A 15,626-nucleotide genomic window follows, 5' to 3' on the forward strand; every position below is an offset into this window, starting at 1 on the left:
CGGTACCTGTCGGGCAGCTACTCGCCTTCGACGCCGGTCACGTCGAATCCCAACTCGCGGATCTCCTCGAGGATGGCCTCGTGGTCGGCCGTTGCCCGGTAGTAGATGACGATGTCGAAACTGCCCTCGCGCAGCAGTTGCTGGCACTCCCAGACGAACTCCTCGTCGTCCAGCGTCAGACCCTGGTGCTGGTTCGAGGAGAAGTCGGGGTCGTCGTTGCCCGAGTAGACGTAACAGTCCGTCGGGTCGTGGCCGGAGTGTTCGGCGATGACGTCGCCGACGTCGATCGTCGCCTGCATCATCTTGACGTCTTCCTGGCCGTCGTAGTCGGTGTGGACGATTGCCCCGTTGAGTTCGATCTCGCCGGGCTCGAGCAGCGCCTTGGTCCGCTGGTAGAGGTCCTCGTCGACGGGCCGGTGGTTTGCGTCTGCCATTGTCAGAACCGAGAGGGGCCGGCCCCAAAGCCGTCACGGTTCGGACGGGGCGATCGACCCGTCGTTCGACGGGATTTCAATCGTATAGACACGCGATACCAAACCAGTCTCGCGCTCGGAGAGTAACACGCAAGACACATAGTCGTCGCTGACCTTTCTCGGAGTAATGAAGCGGTGGCTCCGAAAACGCGTCGACGCGGCGTACGAGCGGCTGCTCTCTCGCGAGGTCTCGGGTGCGCCGACCCACGTCGCCGTGATTCAGGACGGCAACCGACGGTACGCCCGCAAGCGGGGCGGCGATGCCCACGAGGGCCACCGCGCGGGGGCCGAGACGACCGAACGCGTCCTCGAGTGGTGCCAGGAGATCGGCGTCGAGGAACTGACGCTGTATACCTTCTCGACGGAGAATTTCGATCGGCCAGCCGAGCAAAAGGAGGCGCTGTTCGATCTCCTCTGTGAAAAGCTGCGAGAGTTCGCCGACGCCGACCGCGTCCACGAGAACGAGGTCAGTATCCGCGCGATCGGCGAAATCGACATGCTTCCCGAGCGAGTCCGAGACGCGGTCGACTACGCCGAACGGCGCACTCGCGGCTACGATCAGTTCGTTCTCAACATTGCGCTCGCTTACGGCGGTCGCTCGCGACTGCTCGAGGCCACCCGCGGAGTCGCCGCGGACGTGGAGGCGGGCGACCTCGACCCCGAGGAGATCGACATCGAGGACATCGAACGCCGGCTATACGACCGGCCGATCCGGGACGTCGACCTGATAATTCGACCCGCCGGCGAAGAGCGCACCTCGAACTTCCTGCCCTGGCACGCCAACGGCAACGAGGCCGCGGTCTTCTTCTGTACGCCCTACTGGCCGGAGTTCTCCAAGGCCGACTTCCTGCGGGGGATCCGCACCTACGAACACCGCGCGGAATCGTGGCGGCGGACCCGCGCCCGGCGCGCGCTGGCCCTGCTGGGTGCCGTCAGCGAGACGGAACTCGCCGAGGCCCGGGCGATCGTCGACCGGTTTCGCGACTCCCTGCCCTCCGCCGAACGGCCCGACGCCGGCGATCTCGAGGGCGGCGACTCGGGCGGTCAGGCCGCGGACTGACCGCGCCGGATCCCGTCGCCGCTAACGACTATTTCAGCCACCACAAGGCATTTCACTGTCATTATGGCAGCAGTAGTCGTGATGGCGACTCCGAACACCGCCCCGCCAGTCGACGTCGAACGGTTCGTTCGGCTGACGAACGTACCGCTCGACGAGGCGTACGCGCTCCTCGCGAACGCACGGACGCGACTCGCCTTGCACGCGCTGTCGGCAGCCGAACCACCGGTTTCGGTCACCGAATTGGCCGCCGTCGTCGCCGACCGGGACGACGCCGACGAGCGGACCGTCGAAGCGTCGCTCGTCCACGTCGTCCTCCCGAAACTCGCGGGCGCGAACGTGCTCGAGTACGACGGCGAGACCGGCCTGATCCGGCTCGAGCGACCCGTCGTCGCGGCCGCCGAGCCGTTCGCGGACCCGTCGCGTCCCGAGCGATCGGGGCCGAACGCCTCCCCGTGAGCCGCGATCAGCGACCGAACCGTCGCGACCGATTACAGTACTCCCGGACCGCCCGGAGGAAGTCCCGCTTGCGGAAGTCCCGCCAGTTCACGTCGGTGAAGTACAGTTCCGAGTAGACCGACTGCCAGATCATGAAATCCGAGAGCCGTTCGGCCCCGGTCTTGATCACCAGATCCGGTTCCGACGGGAAGACCAGGTGGTCCTCGACGCGGTCGTCGTCGATCTCGTCGGGCGCTAACTCGCCCGCATCGACCCGTTCGGCCAGCGTTCGGACCGCGCTGGTGAACTCGTGTTTGCCGCCGAGTCCGATCCCGATCCGAATCGGCGCGTCGGCCCGCGCCTGATCGCCCGGACCCCGAACCGCGACCGGCCGGGGCGCGTCGATCGTCTCGAGTTCCCGCTGGAGGGCCGGCACCGCGGCCTCGTCGAGGACGCTCACGTAGACCGTGATCTGCGACGCGTACTCCGTGGCCCACTCGAAGAAGTCGGTCAGCGTCTCGTAGGCCCCCCGCTCCAGGAGATCGCGCTCGGTGATCACGAGCGCGACGTGATCGGGCGGGTCGCCGTCGTGACGACGGATCCGAAAGGCGAGGTACCGTTCGTACAGTCCCACACCGGCGATTTTCTCGGCGGCAGCCATACCGGTTACGGGTTCGGACCGACCGTTCGACGGCCGGCCAATTTCCACGGAGTGGACCGCTGAGTGCGGTAATACCCGCCTCGAGCGGGTTCACGAACCGTCAACTACCCCTCCCTACTTCGCTCACCCTGACGGGTTCGCTCGTTGAGGGTGGGGCTTGTCGGTGGACTCCGCCTCTGACTCTGTAACAGCGTACGAGACAAACCCTCGGTTCGGCGTCACCGTCCCCGACTTCAGGGTAAGTTGACTGTTGCCCGTCCGCCGTGAGTCGTGTAGCCCGCGACGGACAAACCGCCAGCCCACGTTCTTCGCCGCGTTATACTCTGCATTCGCCGTTGCACCGCACTTCCCACACTCGAAGAAGTCCCGTTCCGTTCGGTTGCCATCGCTGGTCTGGCCGCACTCGCAACACCGCTTCGACGTGTTCTCGGGGACTCGGCTTCGGCCTGCGTTGCTCCTTGCTGACGGAGACTCCGCGCTACCGCACAGTTGAAGTAACCGCCACAGAAAGGGACCGGTATCGTGACAGCACCCGTTGGGCGAGCCGGCGTGTTCGCGGCGCTCTGTACGCTCTCGCTCGCCGTTCCCCTCTTCGGTCCGCAGGTCGGTGCCGGCGTCGCCGGCGTCGTCCTGCTCGGGGCCTATCTCGTCCCCGAGGGGCCGCTGTTCGATCTGCTCGCCTATCCGGGCGACTACGAGGACGCCCGGCTGTACGGCCTGATCACGTTCGTCCTCGCGGGGGTGGCGCTCGGGCTCATCGCGACCGCGGCGTCGATGTCGGTCGCCGTCTTCGTCGGAACGATCCTGCTGGTCGGCTACGGCAACCTCGGCGAGCAACTCGTCAGGCTCCGGACGGACAGCGACGTCGTTCGCGTCGCCGGCTTCTGTCTCGCGGGGAGCGCGGCGGCCGTCGCCGGACTGGCGGGGACGCGGGCCCTCGCCGGCGATCCCGTCGCCACGGCGCTGCCGGTCGTCGTCTTTCTGGCCGCCAGCGGCGCCTTCCTCGCCGCGTTGCTCCGGGACATGCTGTTGCGGTCCGACGACCCGATCGTCGTCCTCTCGGTCGGCCTCCTGCTGTGGCTGCTCGCCGAACTCGGCCCCTCGGTCGGCCGCCTCGAGATCGTCGTCGCACTCGCGGTCACGGTCGCGCTCGGCTACGCGTCCTACTCCCTCGAGACGGCCTCGGTCGCCGGGATGCTCACCGGCGTCTTACTCGTCTTGCTGACGATCGTCCTCGGAGGGTACGGCTGGGTCGCCGTCCTCGTTTCCTTCTTCGCCATCGGCGGCCTCTCGACGAAGTTCCGGTACGACCGCAAGACCGAACTCGGCGTCGCCGAGGACAACAACGGGGCCCGCGGCAGCGGCAACGTCCTGGGCAACGCCGCGGTCGCGCTCGTCGCCGTCCTCGGCTACGCGGCCAGCGACGCCGGGTTGCTCCCCTACGAACCGGAACTGTTCCTCTTTGCCTTCGCCGGATCGATCGCGACCGCGATGAGCGACACCCTCTCGAGCGAGATCGGCAGCGTCTTCGATCGACCCCGACTGATCACGACGCTGGAACCGGTCGAGCCCGGCACCGACGGCGGCGTCACCTGGCAGGGCGAACTCGCCGGCCTCACGGGCGCGGTCGTCGTCGCCGCCATCGCCGCCGGCGTCTTCCCCGAGATCGACCTCGTCGGCGGGGCGATCGTCGCCGCGGCCGGCGTCGTCGGGATGACCGTCGACAGCCTCCTCGGGGCGACCCTCGAGGGACCCCTGCTGGGCAACCAGAGCGTGAATTTCTTCGCGACGCTGTCCGGCGCGCTCGCCAGCGCCGCGCTGGTGGTCGTCGTTCCCCTCCTCGGCTGACGCCAGTGACTGCGCTTCGGGACGGAAGACCGCGAAAAGAGTCCGACGGTCCCCTGTCAGTCACTGCCGGTGGAACCGCGACCGCCATGGGTCCCACCGTGGAACTCGGGACAGCAACCCGTCTCAGTCGTCAGCAGTCGAGAACGACGACGGCTCCTCGAGCGACTGTTCGGACTGTTCCTCGATACCGAGTCGATCGTTGGCCCGCACCTGTCCCCCGGCAGCGGTCGTCGTCGCCCACAGGGTCACGAGAACCCAGACGCCGAGCAGTGCGAGCGCAGCGGTCGCGGGTGGTGCCATTATCGGCCGCTCGGTACTCCCCGCGTATCAACGGTTCGGACCGCTCCCGACCGGTGAGAACTCGCTCGTCGGCACTAAACGGCACTGTACACCCGATCGCACGGCCACATTGCGAGCGGTGTGTAACTCGTTTCAGCGGTCACGATACGTTTCCGGCGGCCGCTCGGCGATCTCGTCGATCGCGTGGATCCGGACGGCCGTCGGCCGCTTGGTAAAGGCCCCCAGCGAGCGGGCGACGATCCGGTCGACGCCGCGGTCGGCCGCCAGATCGAGCAGCCGTTGGCCCAGCGCGTCGTCGAGGACGACCGTCGCCGGCACCGGCTCGAAGTCCTCGAGGGCGTCGTAGGCGTCGCCCGCATGGACCTCCTCGATCGTCTCCCCGTCGTCGTCGAGGAACCGAACGCGGTTGGTTTCCCCACGAATGACGGCGGCTGCGTGGCCGTAGACGGTTTCCGGCGACCGATCCTCGTCCGATTCCGCGTCGTCGGTTGGTGTCGATTCGGCATCGGACGCCGAGGACGACTCCCCCGCACCGGCTCGATCCGGCTCGTCCGCCGACCGAGTCGGCGAACGGGTCGTAGCGGTCCGTTCGGTCTTTGCCTTCGCCGGCTCCGTTCGATCGTCCGACTGCCTCGCGTCGGTATCGGCGGCGGCCGCCCCGTCGTCGGACTCGGTCTCGGCCGTGGCCGCGGTCGCGGTCGCTCGAGAGTCGACTGTGTCGGGGCCGGCGTCCGACGGCGGCGGGGACGGCGTCGCACTGCCGTCGGTCGCGGCGACCGCCTCCCGAGGTTCGTTCAGTTCGGCGACGGTGTCGTACGGGACCTTGTTCCGGAGGGCGGCGAACAGTTCGTGATGGTCCAGGTCCTCGACGGAGCCCTCGGTCGGGGCGAAGGCGACGTAATCGATATCCCCGACCTGCGCGAGTTCCTCGAGGATCAGATCGCCGCCCCGATCGCCGTCGAGGAAGGCCGTGACGGTGCGGTGGCGGGTGAGTTCGGCGACCGCATCGGGAACGTTGGTTCCCTCGACGGCGATGGCGTTTTTGATGCCGTACTTCAGGAGGGTGAGAACGTCGGCCCGTCCCTCGACGACGATGATGGCGTCGCTGTCCGTCACCCGGGGGCCCGCGGGCAGCCCCTCGTACTCGGTGATGTCCTCGACGCGGACCTGCTGGCGGACCTCCGCGAGGATCTCGTCGGAGGACATGATCGTGTCGTCGAAGCCCGTCCGGAGCAGTTCTTTCGCCCTGTCGACGACTTCCTTTCGCTTTGCCGCCCGGACGTCCTCGATCTCGCGGATCTCGAGATCGGCCCGACAGGGACCGACCCGTGAGATAGTCTCGAGGGCGGCCGCGAGGGTGGCGGTTTCGACCTTGTCGAGGCTCGTCGCGATGGTTATCTGGCCGTGTGACTGGCCGCCGGTGCTCGTGATTTCGACGTCGATACGGCCGACTTTGCCGGACTGGCGGAGGTCGCGGAGGTCGAGGTCGTCACCGAGCAGGCCCTCCGTCTGACCGAAGATGGCGCCGACGACGTCGCTGCGTTCGACGACCCCGTCAGCCGTCACGTCCGCGTGAATGAGGTATTTCGAGGTGTCTTCCATGGGAGATCTGTCCCCGTGAGGGGCGGTGACGCGGGAAACGCGTACAGAGACCGATTTATATATGATTTCGTTCGTGAAGGGCAAATAGCTGTTGACCCGCCGGCGCTTGCGCCGACTCTCCCGTGGCGACGCGTTCGGTCCGCGGCGTGGCGAGCGCCTATAGTGACAACTGAAACGATTCACATACTGATCACAACGCTGTCGCGCGATCAGGTGTGGAATGACGTTTAGTTGCCACTAGAACAGTTCGTGGCCGATCGCTCGATCGCGAGATAGCGCCGCAGTCGCTCGAACTGCGCCGCGTGATCCAGGAGCGCGACCTCGTCTCGCTCCTGACTGTAGCGGACGTGGTCCGCGTCCGCTAACTTCGGGACGTGCGTATGATAGAGCGAGACGTAGATCCGTTTGACCGCCTCGGACGGAATCTCCGCAAGCGGGCGGTCGTGTTCCCTGACGGCGACCTCGTCGGCCAGATCGGCGAGCGCAAGCGGTGTCTCGTACTCCCGGAGACACTGCAGCGCATAGCGACGACGGTGGTGTGAGAGAACGTCGAACGCGTCGTTCGCGGTGTCGTGTGCCTGTTTCGGCCCAACCATACACTGTAAAACGTCCCCGTACGGAAGAGGTGGTGGGTTGTATAAACAACCCCATTCGGTGTCGCCGGTGGCGAGCGACTACTCCTCGTCGGCGTACCCGATGGTCAGCGTGTTCGCGATGAGATTCTCGTACGCGCCCCGGAACCGCTTCGAGAGCGCCTGCTGGGAGACACCCATCCGGTCGGCCAGTTCGTCCATCGTGACCGCCTGCGGGACCTCGTAGTAGCCCGCCTCGAGCGCGGTCACGAGCGTCTCGCGTTGCGTGGGCGTGAGGCCGTACCGGGCGCTGGCCATCGGCTGTTCCTGTTCCGTGATCCGCTCGAGGGCGGCGGTGATGTCGTGATCGTCGCAGTAGGTCCGAAACCGCGAGAGGCTCTCCCGATCGTCGAACCGCATCCGCAGTTTCCAGCTCTCCGCTTTTCCGGTCGCCCGCAGGATCGTCGCCCCGAGTTCGACGTACGCGTAGACGACCGTCTCGACGTTTCGGGTCCACTCGCCGCGATACAGCTTCGCGCCGTCGGCCTCGTCGACGGCCGCGATGTTCGTGACCGAGTCGTCGTCGCGAAACGCCGCCTCGAACGCCGCGTGGTCCCCACCGCTGACCCAGAAGTACGGCATGATCCTGTCTTCCATCGTCGCGACGACCTGCTCGATCGCGACCACCATCTCCGGAGCGGCGGTCAGCGCGTGGTCGAGCGCGAAGTCGTCGGACTTGATCGAGAACTCGGCGATGAGGCTCATACCGCCGATACGCCGGGCGGCATCATAAGACGCCGCCGACGAAGACGCGGCCGCGGACGGCTGTCAACGAGTCGCCGTCGACCGGTGGTCACGACGTGGTCTCGAGACTCAGTACGCCGGTCGATACCAGTACCAGTAGGCCGCGACCGCGAGCAGCACGGTCAGCCCGCCGAGGAAGAACAGCAGCCCCGGCGGCAGGGTTTCGAACACCGCCTCCGCCACCTCCGCGCCGCCGTCGGCGGCGGTGTCGACCGTCTCGTTGTCCGTGGCGTTCTCGAGCAGTTCACCGTCGGCACCGTCCGCGCCCGCATCGCCGTCGGCACCCGCACCGCCGTCGGCACCGTCCGCACTTCCGTCGCCGCCGGATTCGGTGCCGTTCTCGTCGACATCGGCCGTTCCCATGTCGTTTCCGTCCCCGGTCGATTCGGGACTCGAGCCGTCGTCGGCCCCGTCGTCCGTCCCGACGGGCTGTGCCCCGCTATCGCCCGTCGATTCACCGTCCGTGGCCCCGAGCCACCGCGTCGCCGCGTACTGGACCAGCAGGCTCCCGCCGGCCAGCACGCCGACACCGCCCAGCAGCCGCGAGAGCGCCTCCTTGAGCCGCGCCGCGCGGGACTCGTCGCTGGTCACGATCAGGGGCCCGTCGGTCGTCGCGTAGACGCTCATCTCGTTGCCCCGCGAGGAGTACCAGGTGTCGACGACCTCGACCAACCCCGCGTCCTCGAGCTTCTCGAGGTGATAGCGGACGTTCTGGATCGAGGAATCGACCGCCTCGGCGATATCGCTCGGCGTCGCCGGCTCGCCGTCTAGGTGCGCGTAGATCCGCCGTGCCGTCGTCGACGAGAGCGCGGCGAAGACCGCGTCGGCGTCCTCTCCCTCGAGATCGACGACGCGGGGCGCGCCTTCCTCGGCGTTCGTTTCGGAGCGAAAGGGAAACAGACGGGCCATACGGGAGTCGATTCCTATTCGATGACAAACACATATACGCTTTTTCATCGGTGAAAGACCGATTTCACCTACCCGAAACCGCGGGACTCGATGCGGATGCCCCATCGATGAATATATCTCTTCGATATCGGCATTCGAAGGGCAAGAACTACCCATGTCGGGACGAACGATCCGACATGCGCCGGACTGAACTGTTGCCATGGCTCGCGGCCGCGGTCGTCCTCGCCGGACTGACCGTGCCGTGGTTCCTGTGGGGTACCTCGACCGTCGTCGCCGGACTGCCGGTCTGGCTCTGGTGGCACGTCGGCTGGATGTGTCTCGCCTCCGTCGCCTTCTGGCTGTTCGCCCAGCGGGCCTGGGGCATCGGCATCGAAACGGCCGGTGACGGCTCGAGCGACGTCTCGCGGGACGGGACCGTCCGCGGTAGCGAATCCGAGGCCGGAGGTGAGCGCCGATGAACGCCGTCGCGATCCAGTTGTCGATCATCGTCGGCTATCTACTGGTCGCCCTCGCCGTCGGATTGGTCGCCTATCGGCTGACCGACCGTACCGCAGAGGACTTCTATCTGGCCAGCCGAACCCTGGGAACCGTCGTCCTGCTCTTTACGACGTTCGCGACGCTGCTGTCGGCGTTTACCTTCTTCGCCGGCCCGAACGTCGCCTACGCGCAGGGCCCCGAGTGGATCCTCGTCATGGGGCTGATGGACGGGATCATCTTCGCCGTCCTCTGGTACGTGATCGGCTACAAGCAGTGGCTGCTCGGCCAGCGACACGGCTACGTCACGCTCGGCGAGATGCTCGGCGACCGCTTCGGCTCGCGGTGGCTTCGCGGGCTCGTCGCCGCCGTGAGCCTCGTGTGGCTCTTTCCGTACGTCATGCTCCAGCAGGTCGGGGCCGGCACCGCCCTCGAGGCGCTAACGGAGGGTGCGGTCTCCTACGCCGCAGGGGCCGGGCTGATCACCGCGTTCATGATCCTCTACGTCGTCGCCGCCGGGATGCGCGGGATCGCCTGGACCGACACGTTACAGGGCGTGTTCATGCTCGTGACCACCTGGGTCGCGCTGCTGTGGGTGCTTGCGGCCGTCGGCGGCCCCGGTGCCGCGACCGAGGCGCTGGCGTCGAACCCGGACACCGCCGGCTTCCTCTCGCTAGGGGGCGACTACTACACCGTCCAGTGGATCCTCTCGACGGCGATCACGATCGGGTTCGGCGTCGCGATGTTCCCGCAGGTCAACCAGCGCTTCTTCGCCGCGGGCTCGCGGACCGTCCTCAAGCGCACCTTCGCGCTGTGGCCGGTCCTCTGTGTCCTGCTCTTTGTCCCCTCGTTCATGCTTGGGACCTGGGCCGCCGGCCTCGGCGTGCCGATGCCCGACAGCGGGAACATCCTGCCGGCGGTTCTGGCCGAGTACACGCCGACCTGGTTCGCCGCGCTGGTCGTCGCCGGCGCGATGGCCGCGATGATGTCGTCTTCCGACTCGATGCTGCTGTCGGGCTCGTCGTACTTCACGCGGGACCTGTACCGACCGGTCGCCGCCTTTTTCGGCCGGGACCTCTCAGACCGACGCGAGGACCTGATCGCCCGCATCGGGGTCGTCGTCTTCGCGACCGCGGCGTTCGTCGGCAGCCTCCTCCGGCCTGCCGGCCTGTTCGAACTGGGCGAAGCGGCCTTCAGCGGCTTCGCCCAGCTCGCGCTGCCGGTCCTGCTCGCGCTCTACTGGCGGTCGATCACCCGGGCCGGCATCACCGCCGGGATCCTCGCCAGCCAGGGCTTTTACCTCTCGAGTCTCTTCCTCGCCGTCGTCCCCGGCTCCTACGCCGGCTGGACGGCCGGTATCGTCGGGATGGGGCTGAGCCTCGTCGTCACCGTCGCCGTCTCGCTGGTCACGTCGCCGGCGGCGGCCGAACGCCGCGCGATCTACTTCGATCGACTGGGCGCGGACTGACCCGCGAACCGCCACGCTGAACCGCCCCGCCGTCGTACCCGTCGGCGATGGCTATCGATCTGCCGCCCGCGGTCGCCGACGACTGGCAGCACGTCGGCGGCCGGACCGACGACCGGAGCCTCTCGCTGGCGACGATCACCGCCGAGACGGCCGTCTTCGAACACCGGCCGACCGCCGACGCCCTCGAGCGGCTCCGCGCCGACGGCGACGTGCCGGCCCGGTCGCTGTTCACCGTCGACCTCGCGATCAGCCCCTCCCTCTCGGCGATCGGGCTCGACCCCGGCGACGCCCTCGAGCTGGCCGCGCCGAAGGCCCGCGACGGCGTCGTCGAGACCCTCGCCGACGACGGGATCGACGTCGGCGCGGAACGCGCGACCGAGTACATCGACCGGCCCGACGGCGCGATCGGCCACCTGACGGTCCTCGAGGCCGCGTACCCGGTCGACGCGAACGCGGCGGCCGACGGCGGGTCGCCCGACGACGACCCCGCGACCATCGACGCCGAGGTCCACGTCGCGGTCTGGCCCGACGGCGAGTCCTACGCGCTGGCCGGCGGCCTCCTCCCGCTCGAGGCCCCCGAGTCTGACCTGCTGGCGGCCGCCCTCGACGTCGACCCCGCCCGGGACCGTGAGAGGATCGTGGATCTGTTCCGGGGGCTCGACCTCGAGGGCGCGGCGGGCGACTGAGGGAGGATTCGAGGGGTTTTGTATCGGCCCCGTCTAATCCCCAGCCATGCAGACCCACATCGTCCCGGTCGGGTTCGACTACGACCGGCTGATCGCGCCGCTGGTCCGCGATCAGATCGACGTCGACAGCGTCATCCTGCTCGAGGGCGCGGTCGGGAGCGAAGCCAACGTCGAGTACTCCCGACACCTCTCGAAGAAACTCGAGACCGATTTCAAGAACCTGCTGGGGGCCGACACCGAGCGGTTCGTCCTCGAGGACGTCTACGACTACGACGACGCCTTCGAGCAGGCCTACGAGCTGATCACCGCGGAACTGGACGCCGGCAACGAGGTCTGGGTCAACGTCGCCGCGATGCCCCGGACGGTGAGTTTCGCCTTCGCCAACGCCGCCCACTCGCTGATGGTCGAGCGCCAGGAGGACCGCGAGGGGATCCACACCTACTACACCGCCCCCGAGAAGTACCTCGAGACGGAACTCGCCGAGGAGCTTCGCGAACAGATCGCCCTGCTCGAGGATCTCCAGGCGGACGACGACCCCGAAGACGACCGGATCGCGACGCGACTCGAGAGCGCGCGGGATCTGCTGGCGGAGTTCGACGAGCGCGGGACGACCATCGGCGCGAAGGAGATCGACGGCAAACACATCGTCGAGTTACCGGTCGCCTCCTTCTCGAACGTCAAGCCCTTCGAGGAACTCATCCTCTACAAGCTCGGCGAGGACGGCGAGTTCGACTCCGTCTCGGAACTCGCGGAGTCGCTGGCCCGCGAACTCAACGAGGAGTACACCGACAGCTTCCGCTCGAAGGTCATCTACAACGTCGACCGGCTGGGGCCGGGCGGCAAGGGCTACATCGAGCGCGAGGAACACGGCAAGTCCTACCGGACGCGGCTCTCCCGGATCGGCGAACTGTGGGTGCGGGCTCACTCCGACGACGATGCAGACGAATGAGATCCTCGGCGGTTGATTCCCTTCGACAGACCATAATATAGACAGAAGTTACTTCAGAATAGAAATTGATTTCATATCCGTATGCGAGTGGCTTTCGAAGGTATCTCCGGTCTCGGAGATCCATGGGTGATCGTTCCTGTTTCGCTCGTTATCGCATCTCTCGGCCTGTATCTGCATCTACATACCGAGCGAAGAGACAGTAGTCGAATTCTGTCTGCTGTGGCGTTCTCACTCCTCGGATATTACACCTATCTTTCGAATCAACTGCTACTCACAGTATTACTCTCAATAGCAGCAATTTCGACGCTGTTCTCTTTGGCGCACGTCCGATATCTCGATCGCTAATACCCGACTAGTACGGTGGGTGGGTGAATGAATAGAAGACTGGTACTTCTCCGAGTAGCGATCGACAGCGGACGACGAAACACCTAACACCGTTCCCGGGGCAAGTGAGACGTATGCTCGAGTCCGTCGCGGCGAACGACCCGTTCGACGGCCCGTGCGGCACCGTTTTCGTAGGGGCCCCGTAGCCCCGCATTCCCACCCCGTTTCGACGGATGTATTGTCGCCGACCAGCATTCACAGCACAACGACCGCTCTATGGACGACAATCGACTGCACGTTCGAACTTCGACGGATCGACGACGCCCGCGACGGGCGGTGAGAGCATGAGCATGGACGCGCCCGAACAGGCCGACGAGCCGAGCCTCGAGGGCGGCTACGACCCCGAGACGGTCGAGTCGCGCTGGCAGGAGCGCTGGGTCGATTCGGACGTCTACGCCTACGACGGCGACGAGAAACGCGACCCCAATACCGTCTACGCGATCGATACGCCGCCGCCGACGGTCTCGGGAAGCCTGCACATGGGCCACCTCTACGGCTCGACCCTGCAGGACTTCGCCGCGCGATTCCAGCGGATGGCCGACGGCGATGTCCTCTTTCCCTTCGGCTACGACGACAACGGGATCGCGAGCGAGCGCCTGACCGAGAAGGAACTGGACATCCGCCATCAGGACTACGAGCGCCGGGAGTTTCAGGAACTCTGCCGCGAGGTCTGTACGGAGTACGAGGCCGACTTCACGCACAAGATGCAGGACCTCGGGACCTCGATCGACTGGAACAACACCTACAAGACGATCGAACCCCGCGTCCAGCGGATCTCCCAGCTGTCCTTCCTCGACCTCTACGAGAGGGGCCGCGAGTACCGCAAAAAGGCCCCGGCGATCTGGTGTCCCGAGTGCGAGACGGCCATCTCGCAGGTCGAGATGGAAGACGACGAGCGCGGCTCGCACTTCAACGACATCGCGTTCGAACTCGTCGGCGAGGACGCCCATCGCGAGGAGTTCGTCATCTCCACGACGCGACCCGAACTCATCCCGGCCTGTGTCTCCGTCTTCGTCCACCCCGACGACGAGGAGAATCAGGACCTCGTCGGCGAGACCGCTCGCATCCCGATCTTCGGCCACGAGGTGCCGATCATCGCGGACGAGCGCGTCGACATGGAGAAGGGAAGCGGCGTCGTGATGTGCTGTACCTTCGGCGACCAGAACGACATCGAGTGGTACCAGGCCCACGACCTCCCGCTGCGGGTCGCCATCGACGAGTCCGCGACGATGACCGAACTGGCCGGCGATTACGAGGGCATGTCCACCGAGGAGGCCCGCGAGGCCATCGTCGAGGATCTGGACGACGAGGGTGCCCTCCGCGACCGCTGGGAGATCAGCCACGCGGTTCAGGTCCACGAGCGCTGTGACACCCCCGTCGAGTACCGCGTCTCCAAGCAGTGGTACGTCGAAATCCTCGATCACAAGGAGGAGTACCTCGAGGCCGGCCGGGAGATGGACTGGTACCCCGAGAAGATGTTCTCCCGCTACCAGCACTGGATCGAGGGTCTCGAGTGGGACTGGCTGATCTCGCGCCAGCGCGACTCGGGAATCCCGTTCCCGGTCTGGTACTGCGCCGACTGCGATCACGAGGTCATGGCCGAGAAGGACTCCCTTCCGGTCGACCCGCTGAGCGACGATCCGCCCGTCGATAGCTGTCCGGAGTGTGGCCACGACGAGTTCGTCGCCGAGGACGACGTTTTCGACACGTGGGCGACCTCCTCGCTGACGCCGCTGATCAACGCGGGCTGGGACTGGGACGCGGAGAGCGAGGAATTCCGGATGGACAACCCCGAACTCTACCCGTTCGACCTGCGCCCGCAGGGCCACGACATCATCTCGTTCTGGCTGTTCCACACCATCGTCAAGTGCTACGAACACACCGGCGAGGTGCCCTTCGACGCGACGATGATCAACGGCCACGTCTTAGACGAGAACCGCGAGAAGATGTCGAAGTCCCGCGGGAACGTGGTCGAACCCGACGAAGTGCTGGCGGACTACCCCGTCGACGCCGTCCGGTTCTGGGCGGCGAGCGCCGCCGTCGGCGACGACTTTCCGTATCAGGAGAAAGACCTCACCGCCGGCGAGAAGTTGCTGCGCAAGCTCTGGAACGCCTCGAAGCTCGTCGACACGCTCGCGCCGCGCGAGCCCGAGGAGCCCGCCGACCTCGAGGCGATCGACCGCTGGCTGCTGGCGGAACTCGACGACGCCGTCGCGGATCTGACCGCCCACTTCGAGGACTACGAGTTCGCGAAGGCCCGCGACCGCCTGCGGACCTTCTTCTGGAGTACCTTCTGTGACGACTACCTCGAGATCGCGAAAACGCGGGAGGAAAACCCCTCGACGCAGTACGCGCTGCGGACGGCCCACCGGACCTTCCTCGAACTCTGGGCGCCGTTCCTGCCCCACGCGACCGAGGAGATCTGGCAGGCCGTCTACGCGGACGGCGAGGCGGCCCTCGAGGACAGCAGCATTCACGTCCGCGACTGGCCCGACCCGCAGGAGTACGAGGCCGACCTCGAGGCCGGCGAGACTGCCATGGAGGTCATCTCCGCGCTGCGCCGGTACAAGAGCGAGAACCAGCTGCCGCTGAACGCCGACCTCGAGTCGGTGTCGGTCTACGGCCCGGTCGACGGCTTCGAGGACGCGATCCGGAACGTGATGCACGTGCGGGATCTCACGCTCCTCGAGGACGAGCCCGAGATCTCGACCGAGGTCGCCGAAATCGACCTCGATTACTCGACGCTCGGGCCGAAGTTCGGCTCGAAGGTCGGCGAGATCGACGCCGGCATCGAGAGCGGTGAGTACGAGATCGACGACGAGGACGGCGTCCTACGGGTCGCCGGCGAAGACCTCGAGGACGACCTCTTCGAGGTCGAACTCGAGCGGACCTACTCGGGCGACGGCGAGATGATCGAGACCGAGTCGGCGGTCGTCATCCTCGAGTAGCGCCGTCGTCCACCGATTCGTCTTCTCGCGGACGCGAGCGCCGTTCGCGACCG

15 protein-coding genes and 1 pseudogene are annotated in these 15,626 nt (G+C 66.6%); 8 read left to right on the top strand and 8 right to left on the bottom strand.

The genetic code is table 11. The annotated features are described in order from the left end of the window. Positions 1 to 17: 17 nt before the first annotated feature. Entirely contained in the window at positions 18 to 434 is a 417-nt protein-coding gene (locus tag A6E15_RS01695; RefSeq protein WP_076143117.1) for a DUF5778 family protein, read from the bottom strand. A 166-nt stretch (positions 435 to 600) separates the two neighbouring features. Here A6E15_RS01695 and uppS point away from each other — a divergent pair, with 166 nt between their 5' ends. Continuing rightward, complete coding sequence (uppS, locus tag A6E15_RS01700; protein ID WP_076143118.1) at positions 601 to 1,533, top strand: polyprenyl diphosphate synthase; 933 nt, start codon at positions 601 to 603, stop codon at positions 1,531 to 1,533. A gap of 63 nt (positions 1,534 to 1,596) precedes the next feature. After that, positions 1,597 to 1,989, top strand: coding sequence for a DUF7344 domain-containing protein (locus A6E15_RS01705; protein ID WP_245800510.1), 393 nt, complete (start codon positions 1,597 to 1,599; stop codon positions 1,987 to 1,989). A gap of 7 nt (positions 1,990 to 1,996) precedes the next feature. On the opposite strand, the gene A6E15_RS01710 is transcribed toward A6E15_RS01705, so the two are convergent. Then, positions 1,997 to 2,602, bottom strand: a complete 606-nt coding sequence (locus A6E15_RS01710; RefSeq protein ID WP_076148135.1) for an undecaprenyl diphosphate synthase family protein — start codon at positions 2,600 to 2,602, stop codon at positions 1,997 to 1,999. 150 nt (positions 2,603 to 2,752) lie between these two features. Further along, positions 2,753 to 3,052 (bottom strand): annotated as a pseudogene (locus tag A6E15_RS01715) (zinc ribbon domain-containing protein); the annotation flags it as partial. Between the two features lie 99 nt (positions 3,053 to 3,151). Here A6E15_RS01715 and A6E15_RS01720 point away from each other — a divergent pair. Continuing rightward, a complete protein-coding gene (locus A6E15_RS01720) occupies positions 3,152 to 4,477 on the top strand; it encodes a DUF92 domain-containing protein (RefSeq protein WP_076143120.1) in 1,326 nt (441 codons plus the stop codon). A 123-nt stretch (positions 4,478 to 4,600) separates the two neighbouring features. Here the strand turns inward: A6E15_RS01720 and A6E15_RS20715 are convergent, their stop codons facing one another. The 5 genes from A6E15_RS20715 to A6E15_RS01740 form a co-directional block, all read right to left on the bottom strand. After that, positions 4,601 to 4,777: a hypothetical protein gene (locus A6E15_RS20715; RefSeq protein WP_175607189.1), complete on the bottom strand. Its 177-nt coding sequence runs from the start codon at positions 4,775 to 4,777 to the stop codon at positions 4,601 to 4,603. Between the two features lie 132 nt (positions 4,778 to 4,909). Beyond that, positions 4,910 to 6,379, bottom strand: coding sequence for a DNA primase DnaG (dnaG, locus tag A6E15_RS01725; protein WP_076143121.1), 1,470 nt, complete (start codon positions 6,377 to 6,379; stop codon positions 4,910 to 4,912). Between the two features lie 227 nt (positions 6,380 to 6,606). Beyond that, positions 6,607 to 6,975, bottom strand: a complete 369-nt coding sequence (locus tag A6E15_RS01730) for a DUF7344 domain-containing protein (protein WP_076143122.1) — start codon at positions 6,973 to 6,975, stop codon at positions 6,607 to 6,609. 78 nt (positions 6,976 to 7,053) lie between these two features. Beyond that, entirely contained in the window at positions 7,054 to 7,716 is a 663-nt protein-coding gene (locus A6E15_RS01735; protein ID WP_076143123.1) for a helix-turn-helix domain-containing protein, read from the bottom strand. Between the two features lie 108 nt (positions 7,717 to 7,824). Then, positions 7,825 to 8,664, bottom strand: a complete 840-nt coding sequence (locus tag A6E15_RS01740; protein ID WP_076143124.1) for an ArsR/SmtB family transcription factor — start codon at positions 8,662 to 8,664, stop codon at positions 7,825 to 7,827. 176 nt (positions 8,665 to 8,840) lie between these two features. Here A6E15_RS01740 and A6E15_RS01745 point away from each other — a divergent pair, with 176 nt between their 5' ends. The 5 genes from A6E15_RS01745 to A6E15_RS01765 all read left to right on the top strand — a co-directional run bounded on the left by A6E15_RS01745 (position 8,841) and on the right by A6E15_RS01765 (position 15,573). Continuing rightward, complete coding sequence (locus A6E15_RS01745; protein ID WP_076143125.1) at positions 8,841 to 9,122, top strand: DUF3311 domain-containing protein; 282 nt, start codon at positions 8,841 to 8,843, stop codon at positions 9,120 to 9,122. Continuing rightward, complete coding sequence (locus A6E15_RS01750; RefSeq protein ID WP_076143126.1) at positions 9,119 to 10,606, top strand: sodium:solute symporter family protein; 1,488 nt, start codon at positions 9,119 to 9,121, stop codon at positions 10,604 to 10,606. The genes A6E15_RS01745 and A6E15_RS01750 overlap by 4 nt, the downstream gene beginning before the upstream one ends. 47 nt (positions 10,607 to 10,653) lie before the next feature. Continuing rightward, positions 10,654 to 11,292 carry a hypothetical protein gene (locus tag A6E15_RS01755; protein ID WP_076143127.1) on the top strand — a complete coding sequence of 213 codons (639 nt, stop codon included), beginning with the start codon at positions 10,654 to 10,656 and terminating at the stop codon, positions 11,290 to 11,292. A gap of 46 nt (positions 11,293 to 11,338) precedes the next feature. Next, positions 11,339 to 12,241, top strand: coding sequence for an HFX_2341 family transcriptional regulator (locus A6E15_RS01760; RefSeq protein ID WP_076143128.1), 903 nt, complete (start codon positions 11,339 to 11,341; stop codon positions 12,239 to 12,241). 674 nt (positions 12,242 to 12,915) lie between these two features. After that, a complete protein-coding gene (locus A6E15_RS01765) occupies positions 12,916 to 15,573 on the top strand; it encodes a valine--tRNA ligase (RefSeq protein ID WP_139326625.1) in 2,658 nt (885 codons plus the stop codon). Positions 15,574 to 15,626: the final 53 nt, after the last annotated feature.

The organism is Natrinema saccharevitans, assembly GCF_001953745.1.
GTDB classification, from domain to species: domain Archaea; phylum Halobacteriota; class Halobacteria; order Halobacteriales; family Natrialbaceae; genus Natrinema; species Natrinema saccharevitans.